The organism is Caulobacter sp. GW821-FHT10C03, from assembly GCF_059415485.1.
In genome coordinates this window covers 155,123-180,511 of the sequence record NZ_JBWKNI010000003.1, presented here as the reverse complement: position 1 = coordinate 180,511, position 25,389 = coordinate 155,123, and the positions used below count along the sequence as shown (strand labels likewise).

Sequence of the window (25,389 nt, the reverse complement as noted above, 5' to 3'; positions counted from 1 at the left end):
CTCATCCGTCGGCTTCGCCGCCACCTTCTCCCGCAAGGGGAGAAGGACCTCCCAGCGCCGCCTCCCACTCCGTCAGCCCCGGCGCGTGCATCCAGGAATGCAGCCGCCCGCCGTGCGCATCCGCCAGCACCAGCGCCTCGCGGAACATCAGCCGCAGGGCGCGGTTGGTCAGGGGTTGCTCGCGCCGCAGGAACAGCATTTCGCGCCCTGTGTCAGCGCGGGCGATCCGCCAGCCCTCGATCTGCGTCAGCGCCGCGATCGCTTCGGCGGGCAGATCGAGCCGCACCTCCACCGTGTGCGGCTTTCGCCGGTCCAGGCCATGCGACGCGCGGAAGCACCAGAACAGCGACCGGGCGCGCCAGACGTTCAGGACCCTGGCGCGCAGCTCCGGAGGATAGAGGGACGGATCCAGCCCCTACCGCCGCTTCGGCGTGTAAGGCTTCTGGTCCCGCCAGGCCTGGGCGAACTTCTCCAGGTCCTCGTCGATCGTCTCGGGCAGGGTGACGATGAGCCGGGCGTAGAGGTCGCCGCGGTGGCCCTTGGCGTCCGACAGGCCCCGGCCCTTCAGCCGCAGCTTGCTACCGCTGTTGGCGCCCTTGGGCACGGTGACGTTCACCGGGCCGTCGGGCGTCGGGGCCTCGACCTTGCCGCCCAGCACCGCGTCGGGGATCGAGACGGGCAGGTCCATGACCAGGTGCTCGCCTTCCTTGCGGTAGATCGGGTGGGCCTTGACCGCCAGTTCGATCAGGGCGTCGCCCGGACCGCCGCGTCCCGGGCTGCCCTGCCCCTTCAGGCGAAGGGTCTGGCCTTCCTGGGCGCCGGTCGGGATGGTCACGTCGATGGTGCGGCCGTCGGAGAAGGCCACGCGCTTCTTGCCGCCCTTGATCGCCTCTTCCAGGTCGATCTCCAGCTTGGCGCGCACGTCCGCGCCCTTGGCCGAGAAGCCGCCGCCAAAACCACCGCCGCCGCCGCGATTGCGGCCCAGGATGTCGCCGAACAGGTCGTTGAGGTCGACTTCGGGCCCCTCGCCGCCGCGACCGAAACCGCCGCCCCGGTTGAAGCCGCCGCCGCCGAACGGATTGCCGCCCGCCCCGCCGAAGCCGCGCATGGTCTCGCGCCCGTCGGCGTCGATCTCGCCGGCGTCGAACTTCTTCTTCTTCTCGGCGTCGCCGAGGATGTCGAAGGCCGCGCTGACCAGCTTGAACTTGTCCTCGGCCTTCTTGTCCCCCGGGTTGGTGTCGGGGTGATACTGCTTGGCCAGCTTGCGGAACGCCTTGCGGATCTCATCGGCGCTCGCGCCGCGGGAAACACCAAGCTCCAGATAGGGGTCGCGCGCCAAGGAAGGCCCTCGAAGGACTAGGGATAAAAGCCGAAGCCCCTCACTTAGGCCGTTCCGCGCCGGGCGCAAGCCAAATGTTGCATTAATATCACAGACCCGTTGCCGCAGGCGCGCCCCAGCCCCAGGTCGTCGAGCCCTGCCGCACCCGCGCCGACAGCATTCCGGACGGCCCAGACGGCAGGTCCGCCGCCCGCATCGCCGCCGTCCAGACGAAGCTCGCCGCCTCGACATCGACCGTCCGCACCACGGTCTCGCCGTCCAGGATCTCGACCCGCCACAGCGCCTCGCCGGCCGGAACCTCGGCCTCCCAGCTGTCGCCGCCGACCCGCGCGCGGGCGATCCACGACAGCCGCACATCGCCGTCCACCGTCCTGGCCCGCAGGTGCGCCGGCGACCACGGCCGCAGGGCCAGCCCTCGCCACGTCGCCGCCACCTGCGCCATCGCCGTCCCCGCCGCCGGACCGCCGGCCGGCGCCGCCCGCCAGACCAGCGGCAAGCCGCGCTCGGCCAGCGCCAGGTCGGCGCGGACCAGCGCCGCATCCACCAGCACCACCTCGGCGCCCGCCGGAACCAGCGCCGCCACGTCCGATCCGCCCTGCCCGCGCAGCAGGCCGCCCAGGGCGAACACCTCGCTCCCCACCGCCTCGGCGGTCAGGAACTGCAAGAGCTCCCAGCCCTCGCCCCCAATGGCTTGCGAGCGCACGGCCAGCAGGTTCTCGCCGGCCAGCACGGCGGCCCGGCTGCGGCTCTGCGGAACGCCGCCCTCCAGTCGCACGACCAGCCGCGTCGCCCGGTCGAAGCGATGGCGCGGCCCGGCCGGCAGGTCGCTCAAGGTCACGCCCACCACCGCCGGCGCCGTCGCGGCGGCCCGCACGCGCAGCGCGTCCACCGCCACGCCGGCATGCACGTCGAAGGCCCGCCAGGGCTGGGCCGACACCGCCACCAGCGGCCGCGCGTCGTCCTCCGCGCCCGGCAGCGGCGGCAGGTCCAGCACCACCAGGGCCGGCGGCCCGGTCACCGACGCGGCCGGCGCCGGGCTCCAGTCGATCGCCCCTGCCGCGCCCGCCTCGGGCAGGACCGGCAGCAGACGCGCCCTGGGCCGCTCGTCCAGGTCCACCCGCGCTGCGCGCCAGGTCTCGCCGTCCAGCGCCAGCCGATCCCCGGCCCGCCAGCGCAGGGCGGCCAGCGGCGACAGGTGCACGATCCGCTCGCGCCGCACGGCCGCTTCGGCGTCCAGCCGTCGCCCGGCGACCACCGCCGCCTCGGCCGCCGTCAGCACCAAGGGCGCGTCGACATCCAGGGTCTCGCCCTCACCCTCTCGCCGCACGATCAGCGCCCCGGCCTGGTAGTCGCGCGCCAGATCGACGAACCGCAGCCGCACCGCGCCCGCCGCCGGCTCCAGGATCCGCGCCGCGCTCTGCGCCGCCTCGCGATCCTCCGGCCAGGCCAGGTCGTCGCCGGCCAGCATCCCCACCGCCGGCCCCGAGCGCGACACCAGCCGCACGCCCGCGCCGCGCTCCACCACGTCCAGCCCGAAGGCCTCGGTCAGCGGCGCCAGCGCATCCCGCAGCCGCATCGGCCGGTCGATCACATAGCCGGCCACCAGGCCCGAGGCTTCGCCGGGATCGATCTCGACCCCGCCCCGCGCCGCCACCGCGAGCGCCAGTTCGCCCACGCCCATCGATCCGGCCCGGCCGTTCAGCCAGTGGCCCAGGCTCCAGTTCCCGGCATCGGCCCAGACGCCCGACCGCGCCGGAAAGTCCGGAAACGGCCGCGCGTCCCAGCACCAAGCCGAAGCCTGCTCGATCATCGGCCCGCCATAGACCGGCGAGAGCGGATTGGCCGCCGGCTCGGCGATCCAGCCCAGCACCGCCTCCAGCGCCCTGCGCTGCCCCAGCTCGTCGCGCGTTCCGTCCGAGAACGGCGGCAGCGCGCTCTCGGCGCTTTTCGCATCGATGAACAGGTTCGGGGCGTTGCCCCCCTTGTCCACCGCCCCGCAGCCGAACTCGATCAGCCGGATCGGCTTGGACATCGGAACCCAGGCCGTCGGGCTAACCGAGCGCACGCCCAGCGGCCGGTCATGATGCGGATGGCTCCACCAGGCCAGCAGATCCTTGGGCCGAAACACCCAGGCCTCGCCATGCGTCCCGTCGGTGATCGGCGTGCGCGCCTGCGCGGCCCGCGCCGCGTCGGAGGCGTAGAACCAGTCGAAGCCCTCGCCGCCCGTCAGCCCGTGACGCAGATAGGCCCCGTCATGCGGCCCGCCCCAGCCGGCGACGGCGTCCAGATGATCCTGCCCGTCCCGCCAGTCGGTGATCGGCGGATAGTAGTCGATCCCCACGAAGTCGATGTTGGCGTCGGCCCACAGCGGGTCGAGATGAAAGTGCACGTCACCCGAGCCGTCGGCCGGCTGGCTGCCGAAATACTCGCTCCAGTCGGCCGCGTAGCCGACCTTGGTCGCCGGTCCGACCAGCGCCCGCACCTGCCCCGCCAGCGTCTTCAGCGCGCCGACCGCCGGAAAGCCCGCCCCGTCCCGCAGCCGCGTCAGCCCGACCAGCTCCGAGCCGATCAGGAACCCGTCCACCCCGCCGGCCTGCGCCGCCAGGGCCGCATAGTGCCGCACGAACCGCCCATAGCCCCAGGCCCCGTCGAAGAAGGCGCTCACCTGGCTAGCCGCAGCCGCCGTCTTGTGCGCCGTGCCCCGCCGTCCCGGCCCGGGATGGCAGGTGATCCGCCCCCGCCACGGATAGGCCGCCTGCTCGGCGCCGCCGTAAGGATCGGCCAGGCCGTTGCCGGCCGGCACGTCCATCAGCACGAACGGATAGAGCGTCACCGCCAGACCCCGCCGCTTCAGCTCGACGATCGCCTGCACCACCGCCGCGTCCGCCGGCGTGCCGCCATAGGCGACCGCGCCGTCGCTCGACGAGATCAGGCGCGCCGCGCCCCGCTCGACGCCCGCCACACTCCAGGCCACCGGCTCGGTCGGCTTGTCGGCCAGCTCCACGCCCGGCCGGATCTCGCACGCCCCGCAGCGCAGGTCGGTCCCGAACCAGGCCACCACCAGGTTCACGTGCCTCACCTTGGGCAGCTGCGCCTGCAACTGGTCCAGCGACACCAGCAGGTCGGCCCGCCCCTCGGCGTTGTTGAGGTTCTCCGCGCTGGTCCGCGTCAGGCCCGAGCGCCGCAGCACCACGTCGGTCGCCAGCACGAACTCGCCCGCCCCCGGGATCAGGCAGACGCTTTCCAGCCGGTCTTCCAGCGCGCTCCCGTCGCCCGCCGGCCGGCGGAACACCTCGAACGACAGCTGCGGCGGCCGCCCGCCGAAGTCGTCCAGCATCAGGTCCTCGAACACCACATAGGCGACGCCCCGAAAGGCCGGCGCGGCGTCCTCGCCCTCCACCGCCACGATCAGCGGGTCGGCAAGCTGGTCCTCGGTTCCGCGATGCACCCGCATCGTCACCCCGTCCATGTCCAGCGCCTTGCCGTCGGCCCACACCCGGCCGATCCCGTCGATCGGCCCCTCGCCCACCGCCAGGGCGAACGACAGGCTGTAGCCGTACGACCGCGTCCGCCCCGCCTTGCTGCCGCTGGTCGTGCGATGCTCGCGAAACCTGGCGGCCCAGATGACCTGGCCCGCCACCCGCGCGCGGCCGAACACGCACGGCATGGCCGCGCCCTCGGCCGCCGCCGTCAGCTTCAATTCGGAAATCCGCGGCCCGACCTGCCGGGCCGGGCTCAGCGAGGCGATCAGGCTCTGGTCGATCGCCGCCCCGATCGTCGCGCCGATGGCGCTCCCGGCCGGGCCGAACTGCGCGCCGACCGACTGCAGGATCATCTGGGCCATCAGACATGCTCCGGAAAGGAAAAGGCGGCCGCCAGCCGGGGCCGCCACCAGGCGCCCAGCCAGGTCTCGACGCAGGCCCGGCCCCAATAGGCGTGGATCATCCGCGTCCCCTCTTCGGAGAGGATCGCGCAGTGCTTGGCCGGCGCGCTCCGAGCCATGCGGAACACCAGCACGTCGCCGGGCCGCGCCGCCGTCGGCTCGACCGGGATCAGCACGCTCGCCAGCCCCGCCAGCAGCGGCTCGCCCTCGCCAAGTTCCGCCCAGTCCGGGCGATAGGGCGGCGGCGTGATCTCGGCCCCGCCCAGCCCCCGCCACACCCCGCGCACCAGCCCCAGGCAGTCGCAGCCGACGCCCTTCAGGCTGGCCTGATGCTGATAGGGCGTGCCGATCCAGCCGCGCGCCTCGGCGAGCACCAACTCCCGGGCGCTCATCGCCGCCCGCCGTCGTTCACGTCGCCCTCGACCGGATAGAGGGTGAGAAAGTCCTCGCCCGGCAGGGTCGGAAAGCCCCGGAAGTTGACGCCGTTGGAAAACACCTCGCGGCAGGTCGCCCACCGCCGGTCGCAGGTCGCGCCCGGAAAGGCCGCCAGATCCACGCCGCAGCGCGCATCGCCCAGGCTGGCGTCGCAGTTGCGGGCGTAGGTCCGCCCGACCACCCGCTCCAGCGCCGCCGCCGGCCCCTCCAGTTCGGCGGTGAAGGCCCCGCCCGTCCACGACACCCGCGCCACCCTGGCCCGCCACAGCTCGACGAAAAGCGCCGGCGCGCTCCAGTCCACCCGCAGGCAGGCCACGATCGCCCCGTCATAGAGCCCGGCCTCGACATCCGCCGCCGTGATCGCCGCGTCGTCGAACGCCCCCAGCGCCGCCGCCAGGCCCGGCGCGAAACCCGCCTCGTCCTCGACCGCCCCTGCGCCCCAGCCGCTGGCGGCCCGACACGTCGCGCCCTCCACCACCAGGTCCCGGTCATGGTCGGTGAAGCCCAGCACCACGCCGTCCGCCCGGGTCAGCACCCAGGCATGGCACAGGCTCGCTGCCCCGCTCTCGATGCGCTGGGCCAGCGCCTCCGGAACGGCGCGCATCAGACCCGCACCTCGACCAGCGACACCGCCCCGACCCTGGCCGCGCCGAACCCCTCCAGGGTCACGTCCAGCCGGTCGAGGTCGAAGCGCACCGGGGTGTCGAACAGGAAGCCGGCGCTCACCGTCGCCCCCGCCGCCGGCGCGGCCGTCAGGGTCACCAGACCCGTCGCAGCATCCACCGCGAAGGCCCCGGCCGCCTGCTCGACGCCCGCCACGGCCACCCGCACGCTGCCCGCCTGCGGCTTGGCGATCGTGCGGACCACCGCCTCCTCGCCGCCGCCGTACAGCTTCACCAGCTGGAACGCCGTCCGTGTCCCGTCGCCGGTTCCCAGCATCTGATCGGACGGGGCCGGCGCCGCCGACGGCGCGCACGACTTGAAGTCGGCCGGATCCCGGAACCGGAACCCATGCAGCCGCCCCCGCCGCGCCTCGAAGAACGCGACCAGCTCGGCCGCCTCGTCCAGGCTGCGGCTCGCCGTGCCGATCAGGAACCGCCGCCGCCCCTGCGCCCAGGGGCTCGACCGCCGCTCGAAGCCGGACGCCAGGCCGACCACCTCGGTCCGCCGCTCGATCCCGCTGGTCCCGCCGAAGGCCAGGCGCAGCGGCAGGCGCGTCTCGTGAAAGGCGCTCATGCGAGCCCTCCTTGACAAGGATATGGAATGTGAGTGATCACTTACTTACATTTGATCGGAGACCGACCCGTGCCCCTTCTCGCCCTGCTCCTGTCGCCGCGCGGCGCCGTCGGCCGCCGCGACTTCTGGCTGGGGCTGTTCCTGCTGGCGGCGATCGACGCGGCCATGGGCCTGGCCGCCATGCCCTACGGCGCACGGGCCTTCTTCGCCGCCCCGGTGCTCGGACCCTGGTTCGGCGACATGGACGCCGACGCCGCCCTGCCCGGCCTCGTCGAGGTCTGGGGGACGGGCGCGGTGATGATGCTGTTCCAGGCCTGGATCAGCGGCGTGCTCTGCCTCAAGCGGCTGCGCGACATGGGCCAGACCCCGTGGATCCTGGTCGCGGTCTGGCTGCTCAATCTGGCCCTGCAGGGCGGCGGCCGCGTCTGGATGGCCGGGCTCGACGGCATGGCCGTCATCGTGCCCTTCTTCGTCGCCCTGCCGACGATCGCCATCGTCTGGCTGGTCTTCCTGGCCTGGCTCGGCCTCGCGCCCAGCCGGGCCTCGCGCCTGGGTTAAACCCCACCTGGTTAAACCCTTGTCATGACGCCCATTTCACTTAAAGCGCGAGCCCGCCGAGCCTAGTCTCCTCCTCAAGGTTGGGAGACTGAAAAGACATGGACTGGAAAACCCTGATGTTCACCGCCGACGGCCGCATCGGTCGTCAGGCGTTCTGGATCGCCTGGCTGATGCTGCTGGGCGTCAACGTGGTCGCCGGCTGGATCCCCTTCATCGGGTGGGCCGCCTCGCTGGTCACGCTGTTCTGCTTCGTCTGCATCTACGCCAAGCGCCTGCACGACATGGGCAAGAGCGCCTGGTGGCAGCTGCTGCCGATCCTGCTCGGCCCCGTGCTGCTGATGGGCTCGGTGATGTGGCTGGTGTTCGGCTCGGCCGCCATCGCCCTGGGCGGCGGCGACCCGGAGATCTTCGCCCTGGCCAGCGTCGGCGGCATGGTCGTCGCGGCCGTCCTCGGCTTCCTGGTCACGGTCGGCTTCACCCTCTGGGTCGGCTGCGCCGAAGGCCAGACCCGCGACAACCGCTGGGGCGACCCGCCCCTGCATGCTTTGGCCGTCTAAGGATCCCAAGGCCCGCCGAGCAATCGGCGGGCCTTTCGCGTGACCCCTCTCTCATAGAGAGAGGGAGGGGCCCGCGCCGAAGGCGTGGGAGGGTGAGAGGTTTCACCCTCACCGGAAAACCCCCATTCCTTCCGTTGCGCCTTTTCGCGGGCCATGTCCGGCTTCCACCATGGACGCGACCACCAACGCCCGCCGCCTTCGACGCAACCAGACGCTGGCCGAGAAGGCGCTCTGGGCGCTGGTCCGCAATCGCCGCCTCGGCGGCTTCCGGTTCCTGCGCCAGGTTTCGATCGATCGCTACTTCGCCGACTTCGTCTGCGAAACCGGCAAGCTGATCGTCGAACTGGACGGCGCCATGCATGAGGACCGCGAGGACTATGACGAACGCCGCACCCAGGCGCCAGAGTTGTTCGGATACACCGTCCTGACGCTTCCCAACGCACGGGTTCTGGCAGACCCCGGCGGCACAACCGACGACATCCTGACCGCTCTGCGAACCGGCCGGCGGTGAAACCTCTCACCCTCCCACCGCTTCGCGGCGGGCCCCTCCCTCTCTCTATGAGAGAGGGATTTTAAAGCCGCCTCGCCCCCAGACTCACCGCCCGCGCCAAGGCCTGCGCCAGCTGAGCGTCCGACCGCGCCAGGCCGCCGACGTCGCCGCCGCTGACCTGCACCGTCACGCTCATGCCGCCGCCCAGCGGCTCCACCGTGCCCGCGCCCGCCGGACGGAACACCTCCGGCCCGCGCTCGCCGACCAGATAGGCGCCGCCGCCGGTCACCGCGCCGCCGTCGGCCCGCGCGCCCGAGAAGGCCGAGGTCAGCGCCGACCCCAGCGCCTCGCCCAGGCCGCTCCCGCCGCTGCTTCCGCCGGCCACCGCCTGCACGGCCGCCAGCACCGCCCGCGCCAGCTCGGCCAGCGACACCTCGCCGTCGGCCGCCGCTCGCGCCAACGAGCGGGCCAGACTCGACCCCGCCGCCGAAAAGGCGTCCTCGATCGAGCGCGCCGCCGCCCGCGCCGGGGCCTCCAGCGCCGCCAAGGCCTGCCCCGCCTCGCCCGCCTGGATCGTCATGTCGTCGAAGCCGCTCACGCCGCGTCCTCCTCATCGGGAAACCGCGCCATCAGCGCCTCCAGCGCCGGACGCGGCAGGGCGGGCGAGGCCGGCGGACCGGCCAGCGCCCGCCACTCCGGCAGCGACAGCCGCCAGAACGCCGCCGGCGGCACGCAGAACTCCCGCGCCGCCCGGGCCAGCATCTCGCTCCAGCCGGTCACGCCGCGGCCGCCAGCGCCTTGGCCACCGCGGCGGCGGCCTCGCGCACGTCCAGGCGCGCCACGTCCAGCGGCGGGCCGTCCTCGTCCAGCAGCGCCTGCAGCACCGCCAGCAGGTCGCGGGCCGACATCCTGGCGATGCGCCCCGGCAGCTGGCTCCAGTCCTCCAGTCCCAGCGCCTCCTCGATCCGCGCCAGGGCGCCCAGGGTCAGGCACAGCGTCCGCGTCGTCCCGGCCAGCACGGCGGTGACTTCGCCGCGCCCCGGATTGTGCATGGTCATCTTCAGTTCCCTCCCTAGATCGCCGTGAAGCTCACCTGCCCGGCCGAGGCCAGGGTCAGGGCGAAGGCCGCCTCACCGTCGTGCTGGCCGGCGTATTCCAGCGCCGAGACCAGGAACGGCCCCTCCAGCTGGGCGAAGTCGGGGATCACCAGCCGCCAGGTCCTGGCGGTCTGGGAAAAGAAGCTGTCGCGCACCGCCGCGTCCGAGGCCACGTCGCGGAACACGCCCGAGCCCGACACTGAAGCCGAGCGCACGCCCGCCCCGGCCAGCAGCTCGCGCCAGCGGCCGGCGCTGTCGCCGTCGGTGGCGTCGACCGTGCGGGCGTTCAGGCTGATGGTCCGGGCCCGCAGCCCCGCCACCGTCACGAAGGTCTGGGGCGATCCGCCGTCGCCGATCTTCAGCAGCATGTCCTTGCCGGCTTGCGCGGCCATGGACGCCTCCATCGTTTGAGAAAAAGGGAAAGGGTCAGGCCGGCTCGCTGACGGCCCGCACGCGCAGGATTCCCAGCGTCAGCTCCTCGTCCGAGGCGGCGAACACGTCGGCGTAGCGCACCCGGCACGAGGCCAGCCGGCGCCCCGGCGCGGTCAACACCGCGTCGTGCAGCGCCAGCCGCGCCGCCGCCGTCATCGCCCGCGCCTCCTCCGGCCCGCCGAACCGCGAGGCGCAGGTGATGGTGACCACGTGCTCCAGCAGGTCCTCGCCCACGGTGCGGCTCTCGATCCGGCCGACGCTGATGCAGGGATAGGTCAGCATGCGCGGCGGATCGGCGTGGATGCGACCGCCGACGATGGCGCTCACGGCCGGCGCGGCCGCCAACGCCCCGGCCAGGGCGGCGGCCAGATCGCTCTCGAGCCCACTCACAAGCGCGCTCGCCGATAGGGCGCGAGCCAGGGCTCGACCAGCGACAGCGGCGGCGGCTTCTCGCCGTCACGATGCTCGTAGGCGTGGCAGGCCAGGACCAGCACGGCCAGGCGCAGCGGCGCGGGCGCGGCGAAGGTCAACGCCACCCCGGCCGCCTGCCCGACCCGCGCCTCGGCGGCGTCGATCAGCAGGGAAACCAGCGCGTCCTCGCCGCTCCCGCCCACGCGCAGAAACCCCTTGGCCTCGGCCAGGGTCACGGAATTGGGCATGGGTTTTTCCTTGGGAAAAATCCCCTCTCCCCTTGCGGGAGAGGGTGGCCCCCGAAGGGGGTCGGGTGAGGGGTCGAAAACCCTCGCCGCCGCGACAGCGGTCGGGCCGGGCGCGGCGGCTCGGATCTGAGAGACCCCTCATCCGTCGGCTTTCGCCGACACCTTCTCCCGCAAGGGGAGAAGGCTCGTCGTCAGCTCGCCGCGAACTTCAGCAGCTTCACCGCGTCGAAGTTCTGCACGCCGCCGCCGACGCGCTTGGTGGTGTAGAACAGCACGTGCGGCTTGGCCGAATAGGGGTCGCGCAGCACCCGCACCCCGGCCCGGTCGACGATCAGGTAGCCCTTCTCGAAGTCGCCGAACGCCACGGCCAGGCTATTGGCCGCCACATCCGGCATGGCCTCGATCTCGGTCACCGGAAAGCCCAGCAACGACGCCGACTGCCCCGGCTGCAGGGCCGCGTTCCAGATGTAGTTGCCTTGCGCGTCCTTGAACTTGCGCACGGCGCTGACCGTGCGGCGGTTCATCACGAAGCGGCCGTTCTGGCGGTACTGGGTCTTGGCCGCGTAGATCAGGTCGATCAGCTTGTCGGTCGGGTTGCTGGCCGGCCAGGCGCCGGCGACGCCGGTGGCGAGGTAGCCCAGCTGCCCCCAGGTGTACGAAGCGTCCGCCGCGGCCGTGTACGACAGCAGGCCCTTGGGCTTGTTGACCCCGTCGCCCGAGACGAAGGCGCTGGTCTCCTGGGCGGCGAAGGCGTCCTGCACCTCCTCGGCCAGCCATTCGTCGATGCTGACATAGGCGTCGTCGAGCAGGGCCTGGGTCGCGGCCGGGCTGGCGTAGAGCTCGCCGGCCGGGAAGTCGATGACGTCCAGCGTCGGGGCCGTGGTCTCCGGACGGGCGGCCGTCTCGGCCACCCAGGCGGCCGCCAGGCCGGCGGGGCTCACCGGCTTGCGGAACGTCCCGCCGCCGATCGTGCGCACCTGGCAGATCTCGCGCATCGGGCTGGTGGCCGCCAGGCGGCGCAGGATCTGCCGCTCCAGCTCCGGCGGCGCCACATAGCCGCCGGCCGTGGCCGTGCCTTCCGACAGCCCCTTGGCCTCGAGCAGACCAGCGGTCTCGCCGGTCTTCACATAGCGGTCGAAGGCGGCCTTGCGCTCGTCGACCCGCGCGGCCGGGGCCTCGCCGGCCAGGGCCGGACGCCGGCTCTCGGCCAGGATGCGGTCCAGCCGGTCCTGGGCGCTGGTCAGGGCCGCGTCGATGCGCGCGGCCTTCTCCTCCAGCAGCACGTCGGCGCTCTTGGCCTCGATCGCGGCCAGCCGCTGGTCGTTGGCCGTCTTGAAGCCCTCGAACGCCGCCAACACCTCGGCGAACGCCGCCCGAGCCTCCGGCGAGGCCGGAACCTGTTTGGTTTCCTTCATGGAGTTCTCCGTCACGGATGACCTTCTCCCCTTGCGGGAGAAGGAGGGGCCCGCCGGCCACAGGCCGGTGGGAGGATGAGGGGTCGCGCGGAACGTCCGGCGAGACCCCTCATCCGGCCGCTTTCGCGGCCACCTTCTCCCGCAAGGGGAGAAGGGAAACTTCAGCCGACCACCTTCAGCCGCGCCCCCGGCAACATCGGAAAGGTGACGATCGACACCTCCCAAAGGTCCACCCGGCTCAGCACCCGCAGCGGCCCGTCCGTCCGCGCCTTGACCTGCCGGAAGCCGATCGACAGCCCGTCCAGCGCCCCCGCCGAGACCAGCGCCGCCACCAGCCGACCCCGCGGTGTCGCGGAAATTATCCGCCCACGGACGAATAGGCCGCGCGCATCCTCGAACGCCTCGTCCCACACGCCCACCGGCTCGGCCTCGTCATGCTGGTGCAGCATGCGGATCGCGCCCGCTCCGCCCGCCTCCAGGCTCTGCTTGAAGGCCCCGGCGGCGGTGACGTCGTCATTGAGGTCGCGGGTCCAGAACAGCGAGGCGTAGCCCTCGATGCGGAGGTCCTTCATCGCTCCCCTCCGTCCAGCTTGGCCTCGATGCGCACCAGCGCCGCGCGCGTGGCGTCGGCCTGGGCTTCCAGCCGCGCCAGCCGCTCGGCCACCGGCGCCTGGGCCTCCAGCCGCCGCGTCAGATCGTCGATCCGCGCGCTGGCCCGCCCGGCCCACATCAGGGCGGCCGCCGCCTGCAGCACCACCGCCACCAGCACGGCGGCCGAGATCTGGCGGTCCAGCCGCCAGCGGTTTGTCGTGGTCATCAATCCTCCTTCCCTCTCCCCTTGCGGGAGAGGGTGGCCCCCGAAGGGGGTCGGGTGAGGGGTCGAAAGCCGGCGCCGCCGCGATGGCGGATCGACCGGATGCGGAGGTTGAAGGGTCTGAGAGACCCCTCATCCGTCGGCTTTCGCCGACACCTTCTCCCGCAAGGGGAGAAGGAAACTAACCCTCCACCCCCGCCAGCCTTCTCCGCTCCGCGTCGGTGAGAAAACTCGCCGCCTCCAGCCGCGCCCACAGGGCGTCCCGCTCGGCGCTCAGCGCCGGCACGGCGTCCAGGTCGCACGCCACCCGCGCGCCGGGGAACTTCACCCCCAGCCACGCCGTCAGCGCCCGCGCCGCCCGCTCGGCCAGCGGCGCGACCGTGTGCCGCCAGAACGCGCCATTGGCCTCGCGATAGTTGGCGTAGGTGTTGTCCCCCGGAATGCCCAACAGCTGCGGCGGAACCCCGAACGCCAGGGCGATCTCCCGCGCCGCGGCGTGCTTGCCCTCGACGAAGTCCAGGTCCGCCGGGGTCAGCGACATCGGCTTCCACTCCAGCCCGCCCTCCAGCAGCAGCGGCCGGCCGGCGTTGTCGGCGCCGGCGTGGGCGCCCGCCAGTTCGGCCTTCAGCCGCTCGAACTGCTCCTCGGACAGCCGATCCCCGTCGCGCCCGCCATAAACGAGCGCCCCCGACGGCCGCGCGGCGTTGTCCAGCAGCGCCTTGTTCCACGCCCCCGAGGCGTTGTGCACGTCGATGGCGAAGGCCGCTGCCTCCAGCGGCGAGGCCCCGTAATGGTCGCTCGTCGGGTTGAACAGCTTCAGGTGCAGCACCGGCAGCCAGCCGTCGGCGTCCCGCGCGATCCGCGCCGTCCGCCCGCCGGCCTGGTAGTCATAGGCCGCCGGCCAGCCGCGCGGCCCCGGAACCACCGCCATCCGGTCGGGCCGCAGCGCATAGAGTTCCTCCGGCTGATCCCCAGCCGCCTCCAGATAGCCGTTCCCCGCCACCTGCAGATGCCCGAAGAACTGCTCCATCAGATCCGGCCCGCCCTGCTCGGGATTGGGCCGCGCCAGCAGTTTCGCCAGCGGATGATCGTCGCTGCGCCGCCCGTCATGGAACACCACCAGCGGCACGGCGGCGGCCGCCTCGGCGATCATCCGCACGCAGCGATAGGCCACGGGGTTCTTCCCGAACCCCTCCGCCGCCAACGCCCCATAGTCCCGAGGCGTCCACTGCGCCCGCCCGCCGCTGGTCAGGGCGACCAGCCTGGCGGCGCGGGAGTCCTTGATTTCCGGCGCGCGCCGGGATGCGAAGAGGGGCATGGCCGCTCCCGTGAAGGTTGAGAACAAATAGAGAACATTGTAATTTGAAAGTCGCAGCCAAAGATCCTCCCCCTCTGGGGGAGGTGTCGCGAAGCGACGGAGGGGGACCCCGGTGGACGCGCCCAAGCGCACCCGACGAAACGCCAAGACGCTCCGCCGCACCATGAGCCTCCCAGAGGTCCTCCTATGGATCGGCCTCAAGGCGCGTCGCCTCGAAGGCCTGCACTTTCGCAAGCAGCACCCTGTCGGGCCCTACGTGCTCGACTTCTATTGCGACGCCCTGAAACTGGCGGTCGAGGTCGATGGCTATGCGCACGACACTGGCGATCGCCCCTGGCGTGACGCCCGTCGCGACGCCTGGTTTGCCGCACGAGGCATACGCACGCTTCGTATTCCAGCCATTGAGGTGCTGGCTTCGGTCGACGACACCCTCGCGACGATCCTGGCCAACGCCGGCGCTGACCCCCTCCGGCCCTCTGGGCCACCTCCCCCAAAGGGGGAGGATCTTGGTGCTTCAGATGCTCCCCCTCTGGGGGAGCTGTCGCGGAGCGACTGAGGGGGTCGCCCGAAGGGCGCCTAAACCACCCTCAACCTCGGCTCCTTCCCCCCGCCCAGCATCAGTTCACTGAGCGCCCAGACCAACGCATCCGCCCGGTCCGGACTGTGCCCGAGATCCCCGTCGCCCAGCCCCATCAGTTCCTCCTCCAGCGCCGGAAACGCCCCGCAGTGCACCACCCGGCCCTGCTCGTACAAAGCCGCCACCGGTTCGGCCCGCGCCCGCTTGCCCACCGAGGCCCGCACCAGCTTGATCGGGCACGGCGGCGCGGCCTGGGCGAGCACCGAGCGGACCATTTCGCCGCCCTGGTTGGCCTCGGCCACCAGGGCGTCGGCGTCGAAATCCACGGCCGCCGCGACCGCCAGGCTGGCCCAGCCGTTGGGCGACAGGCCCCGCGCCGTGCGGTCGGCCAGCACATAGGCGCGGCCATCGCGGCGACCCGCGACCACCACCCCGCAGGCGTCGCCGCGCGCCGTGGCCGGCGGATCGACCGCCACCACCACCCGGTCGAACCGCGCCGGCGGCGCCCCACGGCACCGCGCCAGGTCCTCGGCCCGGAACAGGCCGCCGTCGGCCTCGACGACGATCCCCTCCAGCTCCTGGGCCGCCAGCCGCGTGCCGCCGTAAAGCGCCTCCAGGCTGGCCAGGAACCGGGGCGCGAGGTTGCCGGCGTTGGCCGCCGTCCCCGCCCGCGTCGTCGCCACTCCCGCTTCGGCCATCAGCACCTTCAACGCCCGGGTCGGACGCGGCGTGGTGGTCACCACCAGCCTCGGATCCTCGCCCAGCCGCAGACCGAACCGCAGCATGGCCAGGGTCTCGCTCGCCTTGGGCCAGGCGCAGAACTCGTCGGCCCAGGCCGCGTGAAACTGCGGCCCGCGCAGGCTGTCGGGATCTTCGGCGGAAAAGGCATAGGCCGCCGCCCCGTTCGGCCAGACCAGCCGGCGGCGCGAACTTTCCCAGCGCGGCCTGAAGGCCGGCCCGCTCGCGGCCCGCAGGCCCGACGCCCCCTCGACCATCACCTCGCGTACGTCGTGCAGGGTCGGCCCCACCAGGGCCATGCGCGGCACGGAGAGCGCCATCTGCGCCATCCACCGCGCCCCGGCGAAGGTCTTGCCCGACCCACGCCCGCCCAGCAGCAGGAAGGTCGACCAGCCTTCGACCAGTTCGAGTTCCTGGTGCGGCAGGGCCTCAACCAGATCGACGCTGAGAAACCTCCGCTTCTGATCGAAGTCCATCGCCGCGATCGCCACCGCCCTGTCCCTCGCTGCGCTTGCGCTCCAGCAGTTCAGCAAGCTTGGCGACCTTGGACTCAACTGCGGCTCGAAGCTCTTCGGGATCGTCGGGGATCTCGCCATGCATGTCGGCCTCGTCCTCTTCGCCGCCGGTCGCGGCGGCCTGCTTGGGTTCGGAAATCATGGCGACCACCGCCTTGGCCGACCGCGCGAAGGTCCCCATCATCCGGGCGCGCTTGTCGGCCAGGGCCACGACGGCGACATCGTCGCTGTCCTTCGCCCGGTTCCATTCGGCGTCCATCGACGCCATGAGGTCGCTCTGGAGCCTCTCGCCCCAGCGCTGCGCCTCGTCGCTTTTCTCGGCCATGACAGAAGTGTACGGCGCCAGCGAACGCGTCTGATCCACGACGCTGATAAAGTTGCAAACCGCCGGAATCGCCCGACTTTTTCCGCCACAAACCGGGGATCCACGACGCTCTATCCCCGTCGGCGGCGCGACCTGCTAGACCTTGGCCATGACCGCCGTCGCCTATCTGCACCTGCCGCCCGGCGCCGACCCGCCGCCCGAGCCGCCGCGGGCCCCCTTCAAGGCCGTGCTGGTGCTGGAAGCCGCCGCCGACCCGGCCTGGCGCGCCCGGATCACCGCCTGGCTGGTCCGGGCCGGCTGCCGCTACGCCCTGGCCTGGGGGATCGACTGCGAGGCCTGGCACGACGCCGTCGATGACGATGCGGCCCTGGTCTCGATCCAGGCTGATCCGTCCGGCGAAAACCTGTCCGACGACGACGACGTCATGACCACCTGGCATGCCGACGAGCCGCTCGAAGAGGTTGCCTGGTTCGCCGCCCACGCGGCCCTGCACCCGTCCCTCGACCTGCCCGCCACCCTGATCGTCCACATCGCCGCCGCGCCGGACGAGGCGCGACTGCGGGCGATCTTCCAGGCGTAAAAGCGTCCTTCTCCCCTTGCGGGAGAAGGTGGCGGCCGAAGGCCGACGGATGAGGGGTCGCACCAACGAGAAACGCCGCGAAAGCCGATCAGCTTTCGCGGCGGTGAGATCTGAGAGACCCCTCACCCGACCTCCCTCCGGGAGGCCACCCTCTCCCGCAAGGGGAGAGGGATCTAGTAAGGCAGCTCCGGCGGCGTCTGCGGTTGCGGCCCCGCCCCCGGCGCCGGCTCGTCCGGCGCGGCGTCGGCCTCCAGCTCCGAAGCCGTCCGCGCGAACTCCGACGACAGGGTCTCGTAAAAGCCGTTCCTCGGATCCGGCGAGGTCCTCGGCTCCGGGTCGGGCAGCAGCCACGGGAAATCCCGGATCGCCAGGTTCTGGTGCGCGGCCAGCATGAACCGCCGCCAGATGCTGGCCGGGATGTCGCCGCCGACCACCTTGTTCATCGGCTTGTCGTCGTCGTTGCCCACCCAGACGCCGGTCACGAAGTCGGGGGTGAAGCCCACGAACCAGGCGTCGCGCCAGTTCTGGCTGGTGCCGGTCTTGCCCGCCGCCGGCCAGCCGAACGCCGCCCGCTTGGCGGTGCCCTGGTCGACCACCTTCTTCATCATCTTGACCATCATGCTGGCCTTGGCGACGTCATAGACCTGGGTCGGGGCCAGCGGCCCGCGGCTGTAGATCGGCCGGCCGTCCTGGGCGGCGATGCTCTCGATGACGTAGGGCGCCACGCGCTGGCCGCCCAATTGGAACACCTGGAAGCCCGAGGTCATCTGCAGCAGATTGACCTCATAGGCCCCCAAGGCCACCGACAGGTCCGGCCGCTCGGGCAGGCTGGTCACGCCGAACCGGCGGGCCAGGTCCGCCACCCGCGCGCCGCCGGCCTCCTGGGCCAGCTTGACGGCGATGGTGTTGGTCGAGGTCACCAGGGCCTGCTCCACCGTCATCGGGCCGCGATAGTCGCCGCCATAGTTCTCCGGCTTCCAGTCGCCGAACTGCACCGGCGCGTCGACGCGGATGTCGGTCGGCAGCACGCCCTTCTCCAGGGCCGCGGCATAGACGAACGGCTTGAAGGTCGAGCCCGGCTGGCGACGGGCCTGCACAGCCCGGTTGAACGGGCTGGCGATATAGTCCGTGCCGCCCACCATCGCCCGGATCGCCCCGTCGGCCGAGATCGACAGCAGCGCCGCCTGGCTGGCGCCCGCATGCTCGCCGCCCAGGGCGATGGCCTGGCGCACGATGTCGGCGCCCGCCTTCTGCAAACGGCTGTCGATGGTCAGGCGCACCACCAGATCCGGCGCGTTCTGGCCGGCGATGCGGATGGCCTCGGTGGTGGCGTAGTCCAGCACCCAGCCATAGTCGCCCTCGTCGCTGACGGCGTCGGGCGACAGGCGCGGGGTGTCGTCCAGCGCCTTGGCCTCCTCCTCGGCGGTGATCCAGCCTTCCTTCTTCATGTTGGCCAGCACCAGCCGCGAGCGGGCCAGCGCCCCCTCCATGTCCCGCGTCAGGGCCAGGCGCGACGGCGCCTTGGGCAGCGAGGCCAGCAGGGCGGCTTCGGAAAGGGTCAGCTGGCTGGCCGGCTTGCCGAAATAGGTCCTTGCCGCGCCATCGACGCCATAGGTGTTGGCCCCGAAGAACACGCGGTTGAGATAGAGCTCCAGCACCTCGTCCTTGGTCAGGACCTGCTCGAGCCGCCAGGCCATCAGCATTTCCTGCAACTTGCGCTCGACCGTGCGGTCGGGCGTCAGGAACAGGCCCTTGGCCAGCTGCTGCGAAAGCGTCGAGGCGCCCTGCACCGTGCGGCCCGCCCGCCAGTTGACCCAGGCCGCGCGGGCGATGCCGTAGAGGTCGATCGGCCCGTGCTTGTAGAAGCGCTTGTCCTCGGCCGCCAGGAAGGCCAGCGGCACGTAGCCTGGCACCGTATTGACCGTCACCCGCTGGCCATAGCGCGGGCCGCGCGTGGCGATCACCTGGCCGCTGCGGTCCTCGAACCGCACGCCCGGCGCGCGGTTGATGGCGAACAGGGCCTCCCGGCTGGGCAGCTCCGGCGTGTCCTTCAGATATTTGAACCACACATAGGCCGCGCCGCCGCCCACGGCGATGAAGCCGATCAGGGCGCTGACCAGCAGGGTGATCCACACCCAGCCCCAGCCGCCCTTCTTGCGCGGCGGCTTCAGGTCGGCCCGGAACGGCTCTTCCGGCGGGCGCTGCGGAGGCTGTTGCGGGGGCTCCGGCGGAGACGGCGGAACAGGCGCGAATCCGCCCTGCGCCGGCGGCGTCGGGCGCGCGGGCGTGTCCTCGAACTTGTAGGGCGGCAGCGTCCAGTCGTTCACGTGCGGTGTTGCGTCCAGTTGGTCTTCTTGGCGATTGGGTTTAGGACGCCCCGATGATGGCGCGCAAACCTTTCTGGGAGACGAAATCCCTTCACCAGATGACCGTCCCCGAGTGGGAGAGTCTATGCGACGGCTGCGGCCTTTGCTGCCTGGTTCGCTTCGAAGACGAAGATACGGGCGAAGTGATCCCCACACGGGTGCACTGCCAGCTGCTCGACGCCCATCTTTGCCGCTGCAGCGACTACCCCAACCGTCGCAAGACCGTGCCCGACTGCATCAAGCTGACGCCGCACAACATCGAGGACCTGGAGTGGATGCCCCCCTCCTGCGCCTATCGCCGCCTGCACGAGGGCAAGACCCTGCCCCAGTGGCACCCGCTGATCACCGGCGACCCCGACAGCCCGCACAAGGCCGGCGTCTCGATCCGCGACCAGACCATCAGCGAAACCAGCCTCGACGACCCCGAAGACGCCATGGACTTCGTCGCCACCGACCTGATGGTCGACAAGGGCGACTGGCCGTATGAGCCGGACGAGGACTGAACCCTTCTCCCCTTGCGGGAGAAGGTGGCGGCCGAAGGCCGACGGATGAGGGGTCTCTCAAAAGGAAATCGCCTCACCCAGCCTGACCGCCGCCGCGGCGGTACGGCCTGAGAGACCCCTCACCCGACCTCCTTCGGAGGCCACCCTCTCCCGCAGGGGGAGAGGGGCTTCGCGAGCGTCTCCGGCCCTGCTACCCCTGCCCCCATGCTCACCCGCCGCGCCCTCGCCCTGTCCGTCCTCGCCCTGCCGCTGGCCACGACCGCCCGCGCGCAAACCCCAGAGCCCTGGCGCAAGGCAAACCGTCTCTATACGGACGATTTCACCCAAGGCCTCGCCAACTGGACGATCGAGGCCGAGAAACCCGCCGCCGCAAAAGCCGAGAACGGCGTCCTCGAGCTCGACGCCCCGGCCGGCCTCACCGCCTGGTTCAAGCCGCGCCTGCAAGGCCCGCTGCTGATCGAATACCAGGCCCAGGCCGTCTACGAAGGCGGCCGCAACGACCGGATCAGCGACCTCAACGCCTTCTGGATGGCCACCGACGTCCGCTCCCCGGACGACCTCTTCGCCAGCCCCCGCAGCGGCGCCTTCGCCGACTACGACCTGCTCAAGACCTACTATGTCGGCCAGGGCGGCAACTACAATTCCAGCACCCGCCTGCGCCGCTATGTCGGCCGGGCCGGCGACCGCCCGATGCTGCCCCAGCACGACCTCAAGGACGCCCGGACCTTGCTTCAGCCCAACCGCTGGGTCGCCGTCCGGCTGGTGGCCTATGACGGCCTGATCCAGTACTGGGCCGACGGGCGGAAACTGTTCGAGCTGGCCGACACCGATCCCTATCGCACCGGCTGGTTCGGACTGCGCACGACCTGGAGCCGGCTGCGGTTCAAGGAGTTTTCGGTGTGGCGGCTGGCGGGGGCGTAGACCCCCTCCGGCCCTCCGGGCCACCTCCCCCAGAGGGGGAGGATTTAGCTCAGCAGATGCTCCCCCTCTGGGGGAGCTGTCGCGGAGCGACTGAGGGGGCCGGCGCGGCGTCTCAAGTCTGAGAGACCCCTCATCCGTCGGCTATCGCCGACACCTTCTCCCGCAAGGGGAGAAGGACGATCGAAATCTTCCGAAACCTCGCCTCCGCCCCGTGACGACTCAAGGTTGATCGCGCACCATCCTCCCCGGCCGCCGCCCTTGCCTCCCGGCGGCCTTTCGGGATCATCATGAACGCCGTCTCCAGGGCCCTCGTCGCCCTCTTCGCCCCATCGCGCGACCAGCATGGGCGCGACCAGCATCGCCGCGCCTACGGACCCGACCTGCTGCGCGCCGCCGCCATCCTGCTGGTCATGACCTGGCACATGCCCAAGCCCGCCCGGCCCGAGCCGCTGCTCACCGTCCAGCCCTTCGGCTGGCTGGGGGTCGACGTGTTCTTCGTGCTCAGCGGCTACCTGATCGGCGCCCAGCTGCTGAAGGGGATCGCGGCGGGGAACGGCGTCGACTTCAAGCGCTTCTGGACCAGCCGCGCCTTCCGCATCCTGCCGGCCTTCCTGGTGGTGCTGACGCTCTATTTCCTGCTGCCCGGCTTCTCGGACGGCAAGGCGATCCAGCCGCTGTGGCGGTTCCTGACCTTCACCATGAACGTCGGCCTCGACTACCGCGTCACCGGCGCCTTCACCTCGGCCTGGTCGCTGTGCGTCGAGGAGCACTTCTACTGGATCCTGCCGCCGCTGGTCCTCCTGTTGGCCCGCTTCAGGGGATGGGGACCCAGCGTCGCCGTCGGCGTCGCCCTGATCCTCGGCGGCATGGCCCTGCGCTGGGGGATCTGGCACGGCCCGGCCGCCGATCCGTCCACCCGGCCGGCCGATTTCCTGCGGCTGATCTACTACCCGACCTGGACCCGGCTGGACGGCCTGGCCCTGGGCGTGCTGCTGGCCGCCGCCCGGATCTTCCGCCCCGCCCAGGTCGCCCGCTTCGCCCCGCCGACCGTCACCGGACCGCTGGGCCTGGCCGCCGCCGTCGCCACCGTGATCCTGTGCCTGCGCACCGCCGACGGCGTGGCGCTGGACCTCACCGGCGCGGTCTTCCTCTATCCGCTGGCCTGCCTGGCCACGACCCTGCTGCTCTGCGCCCTGCTCGACCTGGAGCCGGCCCTGCAGCGGCTGCCGCTCCAGCCCGTCACCGCCGTGGCGACCCTCGCCTACAGCCTCTACCTCGTCCACAAGCCGGTGCAGCACATGCTGCGCGAGGCCCTGGGCGACACCGTGCTGCGCGGCTGGACCGGCCTTGGCGCCTATCTCGCCGCCGACTTCGCGGCCGCCGTCCTGCTGTGGCTGCTGATCGAACGCCCCTTCCTGCGCCTGCGCGAGCGGGTGCTGCGCAAGCCGGTCCCGGCGCAGGCGGAGGAGATGAAGCGGGCGGCTTAGACCTGCCCCTGGGGCTTGGGGCGGAAGAAGGCCGCCAGCACGACCATCAGCAGGCAACCGCAGGCGAACAGGGCCAGCAGCACCGGCCCGCCCTCGCGCCAGCCGCCTTCAAGGAAGCGGATCAGCAAGGGCGCGCCGGCGACGCCCGAAAGCAGCACCCAGAGCAGGAACCCCGCGATCTTTTCGAGGAGCGATTCCGGTGCCGTCCCGCGTCCAAGGCTGTGCGCCTTGAACGCCAGCCCGGCCCAACCGGCGACGATCGGCGCCAGGCCGAGGGCCGTCGCGGTCAGGCGCTCGGTCGGGGGAATGATCGGCGCCGCCCAGGCGCAGAAGCCTAGCCAGATCGCCGTGCCTAGCACCGCCCAGACCAGGGCCTGGCGGGGCCCCCCCCGTGGCCTGTCGAGCAGATGAAGGGCCACGAAGAAGATCAGGAAGGCGGCCAGCAGGCCTGCCAGCCAGACGGTGTCGATCACGCCGTCCCGCCCGCCGCTGAAGAAGAATCGCAGGACGCTTTCGCCCACCCCGATCCACAGGAGGAACAGCGTCATCAACCACTCGCCGAGGCGGCGAAGGTGTTTGCTAAAAGACGACAGGGCCGGCGCGTTCATGCCCGCCAAGGTAGCGCTTCACCCAAACACCCGCAATCGGCTCGCCCGCCCGTCAAACTTTCCGCCTTCCCCCTCCCCGCGCCCTGCTATAGGCCCCATCTCCTTCGCCTCCCCCGCCTCGCCGCCCTCCCAGACGTAAAGACCGCTCCATGGCCGCCCCCGCCCGCGCCCCCGTGCTCGCCCTCAAGGACGTTCGTCTCGCCGACGGCGCCAAGCCGCTGTTCGACGGCGTGGACCTGGCCCTGGAGCCGCGCGTGCGCGCCTGCCTGGTCGGCCGCAACGGCGCCGGCAAGTCGACCCTGCTGAAGGTGCTGGCCGCCCAGGGCGCCGAGGCCGACAGCGGCGAGCGCGCCGTGCAGCCGGGCGCCAAGGTGGTGTTCGTCAGCCAGGAGCCGGACATCACCGGCGAGACCCTGCTCGACTACTGCACGGCCGGCGGCGCCCAGGATTACGAGGCCCACGCCACGCTCGCCGACTTCGGCCTGGACTTCCAGAAGAGCACCCAGGGCCTCTCGGGCGGCGAGCGCCGCCGCGCCGCGCTCGCCCGCGCCTTCGCCGAACAGCCCGACGTGCTGCTGCTCGACGAGCCGACCAACCACCTGGACATCTTCGCCATCCAGACGCTGGAAGAGGAGCTGGCCAACTCCAAGTGCGCGGCCCTGATCGTCAGCCACGACCGCGCCTTCCTCAACCGCGTCACCCAGCGCACCTTCTGGCTGGAGCACCGCAAGGTGCGTCGCCTCGACAAGGGTTTCGCCGAGTTCGAGACCTGGAGCGAGCAGGTGCTGGCCGCCGAGGCCGACGAGGAGCGCCGGCTGAACAAGCAGCTGGAGAAGGAAAACGCCTGGCTGGCCCGCGGCGTCCAGGGCCGCCGGGCCCGCAACGAAGGCCGCCGCCGCGCCCTGATGGACCTGCGCGCCCAGAAGCGCGACATCGTCGCCGACAAGCGCGGCTCGATGACCATGGCCGTCGAGAGCTCGGGAACCTCGGGCAAGCGCGTGGTCGAGGCCAAGGGCCTGACCAAGACGTTCGGCGAGCGCACCATCGTCGAGAACTTCTCGACCCGCATCCTGCGCGGCGACCGTGTCGCCCTGGTCGGCCCCAACGGCGCCGGCAAGACCACGCTGGTGCGCCTGCTGCTGGGCGAGCTGGAGGCCGACGCCGGGACCGTGCAGCTGGGCACCAATCTCGAGGTCGCCTACGTCGACCAGAACCGCATGGCCCTGTCGGAAAAGATCACCGTCTGGGACTTTCTCACGCCGTCGGGCGGCGACTCCATCCTGGTGCGCGGCCAGCCCAAGCACGTGGCCGGCTACGCCAAGGAGTTCCTGTTCACCGAGGCCCAGCTGCGCCAGCCGGTCACCAGCCTGTCGGGCGGCGAGCGCAACCGCCTGCTCCTCGCCCGCGCCCTGGCCACGCCGATGAACCTGATGGTGCTCGACGAGCCGACCAACGACCTCGACATGGACACGCTGGATCTGCTGGAAGAGCTTCTGGCCGATTTCGAGGGAACCCTCATTCTTGTCAGCCACGATCGCGACTTCATCGACCGCCTGGCCAGCTCAACCATCGCCATGAACGGCCACGGCCAGGTGCTGGAGACCCCCGGCGGCTGGAGCGACCTGATCGACCAGGCCCCGGACTTCTTCAAGGGCGCCCGCGGCGCGGCCGGCGACTTCGCCACCGGAACCGGCTCGCACAAGGCCATCGTCACCCCCGCTGCTCCGACCGCGCCCAAGAAGGCCGTCAAGCTGTCCTACAAGGACCAGCGCCGCCTGGAGGAATGCGAGGCCCTGATCGCCAACTCCCCCAAGATCCTGGCCGACCTCGAGAAGAAGCTGGACGACCCCAACCTCTACGCCCGCGACCCGGCCGGCTTCGACAAGATCATGAAGTCGCTCGACAAGGCCCGGGCGGACCTGGCCCAGGCCGAAGAGGACTGGCTGGCGCTGGAGGAGAAGCGGGAAGCGCTGGCGGGGTGATAGCGGGCTGAGCCTGGAATTGCTAATCGCTGCGAAGTAACATCAGGTTGATTTTTCAACCTCACGAAGTTATGATGGCCACACAAGTTCGGTGGCAATGCTCTTTTTGGGTTGCCCAATCGATCTTGCGATGTGGGGTGTTGCTCTCACTGGCTTCATTTTGGCAAAAACTAAAGTGAAATCGGAGATGCACATGAAACTACACATCAAAACTAAGTCTGAGGTTGGTAAGAACAAGAAGTCTGGCAAGCCTAGAAAATCTCGTTCTTTCAAATTTGAGACGACGTTCGGGACAAAGGTGTTGCTCGCGGTTGCGTGGAGCCTTGGTAGGACGCAGCACCCCACGTCAGCAAGATGATCTGGCATCTCCTAGAGGGAGCAGCCGAAGCGCCGCGGGAGGGGTTCGATCCCCCTCCCTCCACACCACCCCAAATTCCACAAGTTAGATAATTCAGTTACTTAGAACTTTTCATCCCGGCCGCAGCGAAGCGGAGCGCCGGGATCTCCTACCGTTCCGAACTGCCGACTTGGGAGGTCCCGGCTCTACGGACCGC

The 25,389-nt window shown here is 71.2% G+C and carries 28 protein-coding genes and 3 pseudogenes; 9 read left to right on the top strand and 22 right to left on the bottom strand.

The window, feature by feature from the left end:
* Nucleotide 1: 1 nt before the first annotated feature.
* The 6 genes from AC07NG_RS04940 to AC07NG_RS04915 form a co-directional block, all read right to left on the bottom strand.
* Nucleotides 2-286 (bottom strand): hypothetical protein, encoded by a 285-nt coding sequence (locus AC07NG_RS04940; RefSeq protein ID WP_494592581.1) that lies wholly within the window; start codon nucleotides 284-286, stop codon nucleotides 2-4.
* A gap of 129 nt (nucleotides 287-415) precedes the next feature.
* Nucleotides 416-1,339 (bottom strand): DnaJ C-terminal domain-containing protein, encoded by a 924-nt coding sequence (locus AC07NG_RS04935; protein WP_492853818.1) that lies wholly within the window; start codon nucleotides 1,337-1,339, stop codon nucleotides 416-418.
* A gap of 88 nt (nucleotides 1,340-1,427) precedes the next feature.
* Nucleotides 1,428-5,183, bottom strand: a complete 3,756-nt coding sequence (locus AC07NG_RS04930) for a baseplate multidomain protein megatron (protein WP_494592579.1) — start codon at nucleotides 5,181-5,183, stop codon at nucleotides 1,428-1,430.
* Nucleotides 5,183-5,614, bottom strand: a complete 432-nt coding sequence (locus AC07NG_RS04925; RefSeq protein WP_494592577.1) for an NlpC/P60 family protein — start codon at nucleotides 5,612-5,614, stop codon at nucleotides 5,183-5,185. The genes AC07NG_RS04930 and AC07NG_RS04925 overlap by 1 nt, the downstream gene beginning before the upstream one ends.
* Nucleotides 5,611-6,261 carry a phage/gene transfer agent baseplate hub protein gene (locus AC07NG_RS04920; protein ID WP_494592575.1) on the bottom strand — a complete coding sequence of 217 codons (651 nt, stop codon included), beginning with the start codon at nucleotides 6,259-6,261 and terminating at the stop codon, nucleotides 5,611-5,613. The genes AC07NG_RS04925 and AC07NG_RS04920 overlap by 4 nt, the downstream gene beginning before the upstream one ends.
* Nucleotides 6,261-6,893, bottom strand: a complete 633-nt coding sequence (locus AC07NG_RS04915; RefSeq protein WP_494592573.1) for a phage distal tail protein, Rcc01695 family — start codon at nucleotides 6,891-6,893, stop codon at nucleotides 6,261-6,263. Before AC07NG_RS04915 ends, AC07NG_RS04920 begins: the two co-directional genes overlap by 1 nt.
* Nucleotides 6,894-6,962: 69 nt before the next feature.
* On the opposite strand from AC07NG_RS04915, the gene AC07NG_RS04910 reads away from it, so the two are divergent.
* The 3 genes from AC07NG_RS04910 to AC07NG_RS04900 all read left to right on the top strand — a co-directional run bounded on the left by AC07NG_RS04910 (nucleotide 6,963) and on the right by AC07NG_RS04900 (nucleotide 8,519).
* Nucleotides 6,963-7,451 carry a hypothetical protein gene (locus tag AC07NG_RS04910; protein WP_494592571.1) on the top strand — a complete coding sequence of 163 codons (489 nt, stop codon included), beginning with the start codon at nucleotides 6,963-6,965 and terminating at the stop codon, nucleotides 7,449-7,451.
* A 98-nt stretch (nucleotides 7,452-7,549) separates the two neighbouring features.
* Nucleotides 7,550-8,008 (top strand): DUF805 domain-containing protein, encoded by a 459-nt coding sequence (locus tag AC07NG_RS04905; RefSeq protein ID WP_492853824.1) that lies wholly within the window; start codon nucleotides 7,550-7,552, stop codon nucleotides 8,006-8,008.
* Between the two features lie 169 nt (nucleotides 8,009-8,177).
* Complete coding sequence (locus AC07NG_RS04900) at nucleotides 8,178-8,519, top strand: endonuclease domain-containing protein (RefSeq protein ID WP_494592569.1); 342 nt, start codon at nucleotides 8,178-8,180, stop codon at nucleotides 8,517-8,519.
* A 61-nt stretch (nucleotides 8,520-8,580) separates the two neighbouring features.
* Here AC07NG_RS04900 and AC07NG_RS04895 read toward each other — a convergent pair whose 3' ends face one another.
* The 12 genes and pseudogenes from AC07NG_RS04895 to AC07NG_RS04840 form a co-directional block, all read right to left on the bottom strand.
* Nucleotides 8,581-9,078: a phage tail tape measure protein gene (locus tag AC07NG_RS04895; RefSeq protein WP_494592703.1), complete on the bottom strand. Its 498-nt coding sequence runs from the start codon at nucleotides 9,076-9,078 to the stop codon at nucleotides 8,581-8,583.
* Between the two features lie 14 nt (nucleotides 9,079-9,092).
* Nucleotides 9,093-9,278, bottom strand: a complete 186-nt coding sequence (locus AC07NG_RS04890) for a phage tail assembly chaperone (protein WP_492853826.1) — start codon at nucleotides 9,276-9,278, stop codon at nucleotides 9,093-9,095.
* The gene (locus tag AC07NG_RS04885; protein ID WP_492853827.1) at nucleotides 9,275-9,556 is read right to left on the bottom strand and encodes a GTA-gp10 family protein; all 282 of its coding nucleotides are present in this window, start codon (nucleotides 9,554-9,556) and stop codon (nucleotides 9,275-9,277) included. The genes AC07NG_RS04890 and AC07NG_RS04885 overlap by 4 nt, the downstream gene beginning before the upstream one ends.
* A 14-nt stretch (nucleotides 9,557-9,570) precedes the next feature.
* Entirely contained in the window at nucleotides 9,571-9,987 is a 417-nt protein-coding gene (locus AC07NG_RS04880) for a phage major tail protein, TP901-1 family (protein WP_494592566.1), read from the bottom strand.
* A 34-nt stretch (nucleotides 9,988-10,021) separates the two neighbouring features.
* On the bottom strand, nucleotides 10,022-10,417 hold the full coding sequence (locus tag AC07NG_RS04875; protein ID WP_494592564.1) for a DUF3168 domain-containing protein: 396 nt from the start codon (nucleotides 10,415-10,417) through the stop codon (nucleotides 10,022-10,024).
* Entirely contained in the window at nucleotides 10,414-10,686 is a 273-nt protein-coding gene (locus AC07NG_RS04870; RefSeq protein ID WP_494592562.1) for a head-tail connector protein, read from the bottom strand. The genes AC07NG_RS04875 and AC07NG_RS04870 overlap by 4 nt, the downstream gene beginning before the upstream one ends.
* An 18-nt stretch (nucleotides 10,687-10,704) precedes the next feature.
* Nucleotides 10,705-10,881, bottom strand: a pseudogene (locus tag AC07NG_RS04865) (hypothetical protein); the annotation flags it as partial.
* Nucleotides 10,878-12,101 (bottom strand): phage major capsid protein, encoded by a 1,224-nt coding sequence (locus tag AC07NG_RS04860; protein WP_494592560.1) that lies wholly within the window; start codon nucleotides 12,099-12,101, stop codon nucleotides 10,878-10,880. The gene AC07NG_RS04860 and the pseudogene AC07NG_RS04865, both read right to left, overlap by 4 nt.
* 161 nt (nucleotides 12,102-12,262) lie before the next feature.
* A complete protein-coding gene (locus AC07NG_RS04855; protein WP_494592702.1) occupies nucleotides 12,263-12,673 on the bottom strand; it encodes an HK97 family phage prohead protease in 411 nt (136 codons plus the stop codon).
* Nucleotides 12,670-12,918: a hypothetical protein gene (locus AC07NG_RS04850; RefSeq protein WP_492853832.1), complete on the bottom strand. Its 249-nt coding sequence runs from the start codon at nucleotides 12,916-12,918 to the stop codon at nucleotides 12,670-12,672. The genes AC07NG_RS04855 and AC07NG_RS04850 overlap by 4 nt, the downstream gene beginning before the upstream one ends.
* Nucleotides 12,919-12,928: 10 nt before the next feature.
* Nucleotides 12,929-13,083, bottom strand: a pseudogene (locus tag AC07NG_RS04845) (hypothetical protein); the annotation flags it as partial.
* A 13-nt stretch (nucleotides 13,084-13,096) separates the two neighbouring features.
* A pseudogene (locus AC07NG_RS04840) lies at nucleotides 13,097-14,294 on the bottom strand (phage portal protein).
* 51 nt (nucleotides 14,295-14,345) lie between these two features.
* On the opposite strand from AC07NG_RS04840, the gene AC07NG_RS04835 reads away from it, so the two are divergent.
* The gene (locus tag AC07NG_RS04835; protein WP_494592557.1) at nucleotides 14,346-14,789 is read left to right on the top strand and encodes an endonuclease domain-containing protein; all 444 of its coding nucleotides are present in this window, start codon (nucleotides 14,346-14,348) and stop codon (nucleotides 14,787-14,789) included.
* Nucleotides 14,790-14,809: 20 nt separating this feature from the next.
* Here the strand turns inward: AC07NG_RS04835 and AC07NG_RS04830 are convergent, their stop codons facing one another.
* On the bottom strand, nucleotides 14,810-16,024 hold the full coding sequence (locus AC07NG_RS04830; RefSeq protein ID WP_494592555.1) for a DNA-packaging protein: 1,215 nt from the start codon (nucleotides 16,022-16,024) through the stop codon (nucleotides 14,810-14,812).
* Nucleotides 15,978-16,427: a hypothetical protein gene (locus AC07NG_RS04825; RefSeq protein WP_494592553.1), complete on the bottom strand. Its 450-nt coding sequence runs from the start codon at nucleotides 16,425-16,427 to the stop codon at nucleotides 15,978-15,980. Before AC07NG_RS04825 ends, AC07NG_RS04830 begins: the two co-directional genes overlap by 47 nt.
* Nucleotides 16,428-16,536: 109 nt before the next feature.
* Here AC07NG_RS04825 and AC07NG_RS04820 point away from each other — a divergent pair, with 109 nt between their 5' ends.
* The gene (locus AC07NG_RS04820; RefSeq protein ID WP_494592551.1) at nucleotides 16,537-16,968 is read left to right on the top strand and encodes a DUF7684 family protein; all 432 of its coding nucleotides are present in this window, start codon (nucleotides 16,537-16,539) and stop codon (nucleotides 16,966-16,968) included.
* A gap of 173 nt (nucleotides 16,969-17,141) precedes the next feature.
* Here AC07NG_RS04820 and pbpC read toward each other — a convergent pair whose 3' ends face one another.
* The gene (pbpC, locus tag AC07NG_RS04815) at nucleotides 17,142-19,295 is read right to left on the bottom strand and encodes a multimodular transpeptidase-transglycosylase PbpC (protein WP_494592549.1); all 2,154 of its coding nucleotides are present in this window, start codon (nucleotides 19,293-19,295) and stop codon (nucleotides 17,142-17,144) included.
* A 53-nt stretch (nucleotides 19,296-19,348) separates the two neighbouring features.
* On the opposite strand from pbpC, the gene AC07NG_RS04810 reads away from it, so the two are divergent.
* The 3 genes from AC07NG_RS04810 to AC07NG_RS04800 all read left to right on the top strand — a co-directional run bounded on the left by AC07NG_RS04810 (nucleotide 19,349) and on the right by AC07NG_RS04800 (nucleotide 22,245).
* Complete coding sequence (locus tag AC07NG_RS04810; protein WP_494592547.1) at nucleotides 19,349-19,837, top strand: YcgN family cysteine cluster protein; 489 nt, start codon at nucleotides 19,349-19,351, stop codon at nucleotides 19,835-19,837.
* A gap of 204 nt (nucleotides 19,838-20,041) precedes the next feature.
* Nucleotides 20,042-20,758 (top strand): DUF6250 domain-containing protein, encoded by a 717-nt coding sequence (locus tag AC07NG_RS04805; protein ID WP_494592545.1) that lies wholly within the window; start codon nucleotides 20,042-20,044, stop codon nucleotides 20,756-20,758.
* A 287-nt stretch (nucleotides 20,759-21,045) separates the two neighbouring features.
* Nucleotides 21,046-22,245, top strand: a complete 1,200-nt coding sequence (locus AC07NG_RS04800) for an acyltransferase family protein (RefSeq protein WP_494592544.1) — start codon at nucleotides 21,046-21,048, stop codon at nucleotides 22,243-22,245.
* On the opposite strand, the gene AC07NG_RS04795 is transcribed toward AC07NG_RS04800, so the two are convergent.
* Entirely contained in the window at nucleotides 22,242-22,793 is a 552-nt protein-coding gene (locus tag AC07NG_RS04795) for a hypothetical protein (RefSeq protein ID WP_492853841.1), read from the bottom strand. The genes AC07NG_RS04800 and AC07NG_RS04795 overlap by 4 nt on opposite strands.
* Nucleotides 22,794-23,002: 209 nt before the next feature.
* On the opposite strand from AC07NG_RS04795, the gene AC07NG_RS04790 reads away from it, so the two are divergent.
* Nucleotides 23,003-24,835: an ABC-F family ATP-binding cassette domain-containing protein gene (locus tag AC07NG_RS04790; protein WP_494592541.1), complete on the top strand. Its 1,833-nt coding sequence runs from the start codon at nucleotides 23,003-23,005 to the stop codon at nucleotides 24,833-24,835.
* The last annotated feature ends 554 nt before the right edge of the window (nucleotides 24,836-25,389 follow it).

Bases quoted from the DNA above. Each gene is read 5' to 3' on its own strand.
- AC07NG_RS04930 (WP_494592579.1), bottom strand. From the start codon at position 5,183: ATGGCCCAGATGATCCTGCAGTCGGTCGGCGCGCAGTTCGGCCCGGCC.
- AC07NG_RS04925 (WP_494592577.1), bottom strand. From the start codon at position 5,614: ATGAGCGCCCGGGAGTTGGTGCTCGCCGAGGCGCGCGGCTGGATCGGC.
- AC07NG_RS04920 (WP_494592575.1), bottom strand. From the start codon at position 6,261: ATGCGCGCCGTTCCGGAGGCGCTGGCCCAGCGCATCGAGAGCGGGGCA.
- AC07NG_RS04915 (WP_494592573.1), bottom strand. From the start codon at position 6,893: ATGAGCGCCTTTCACGAGACGCGCCTGCCGCTGCGCCTGGCCTTCGGC.
- AC07NG_RS04905 (WP_492853824.1), top strand. From the start codon at position 7,550: ATGGACTGGAAAACCCTGATGTTCACCGCCGACGGCCGCATCGGTCGT.
- AC07NG_RS04900 (WP_494592569.1), top strand. From the start codon at position 8,178: ATGGACGCGACCACCAACGCCCGCCGCCTTCGACGCAACCAGACGCTG.
- AC07NG_RS04895 (WP_494592703.1), bottom strand. From the start codon at position 9,078: ATGACGATCCAGGCGGGCGAGGCGGGGCAGGCCTTGGCGGCGCTGGAG.
- AC07NG_RS04885 (WP_492853827.1), bottom strand. From the start codon at position 9,556: ATGACCATGCACAATCCGGGGCGCGGCGAAGTCACCGCCGTGCTGGCC.
- AC07NG_RS04880 (WP_494592566.1), bottom strand. From the start codon at position 9,987: ATGGCCGCGCAAGCCGGCAAGGACATGCTGCTGAAGATCGGCGACGGC.
- AC07NG_RS04870 (WP_494592562.1), bottom strand. From the start codon at position 10,686: ATGCCCAATTCCGTGACCCTGGCCGAGGCCAAGGGGTTTCTGCGCGTG.
- AC07NG_RS04860 (WP_494592560.1), bottom strand. From the start codon at position 12,101: ATGAAGGAAACCAAACAGGTTCCGGCCTCGCCGGAGGCTCGGGCGGCG.
- AC07NG_RS04855 (WP_494592702.1), bottom strand. From the start codon at position 12,673: ATGAAGGACCTCCGCATCGAGGGCTACGCCTCGCTGTTCTGGACCCGC.
- AC07NG_RS04850 (WP_492853832.1), bottom strand. From the start codon at position 12,918: ATGACCACGACAAACCGCTGGCGGCTGGACCGCCAGATCTCGGCCGCC.
- AC07NG_RS04830 (WP_494592555.1), bottom strand. From the start codon at position 16,024: ATGGACTTCGATCAGAAGCGGAGGTTTCTCAGCGTCGATCTGGTTGAG.
- AC07NG_RS04820 (WP_494592551.1), top strand. From the start codon at position 16,537: ATGACCGCCGTCGCCTATCTGCACCTGCCGCCCGGCGCCGACCCGCCG.
- AC07NG_RS04810 (WP_494592547.1), top strand. From the start codon at position 19,349: ATGATGGCGCGCAAACCTTTCTGGGAGACGAAATCCCTTCACCAGATG.
- AC07NG_RS04805 (WP_494592545.1), top strand. From the start codon at position 20,042: ATGCTCACCCGCCGCGCCCTCGCCCTGTCCGTCCTCGCCCTGCCGCTG.
- AC07NG_RS04800 (WP_494592544.1), top strand. From the start codon at position 21,046: ATGAACGCCGTCTCCAGGGCCCTCGTCGCCCTCTTCGCCCCATCGCGC.
- AC07NG_RS04795 (WP_492853841.1), bottom strand. From the start codon at position 22,793: ATGACGCTGTTCCTCCTGTGGATCGGGGTGGGCGAAAGCGTCCTGCGA.
- AC07NG_RS04790 (WP_494592541.1), top strand. From the start codon at position 23,003: ATGGCCGCCCCCGCCCGCGCCCCCGTGCTCGCCCTCAAGGACGTTCGT.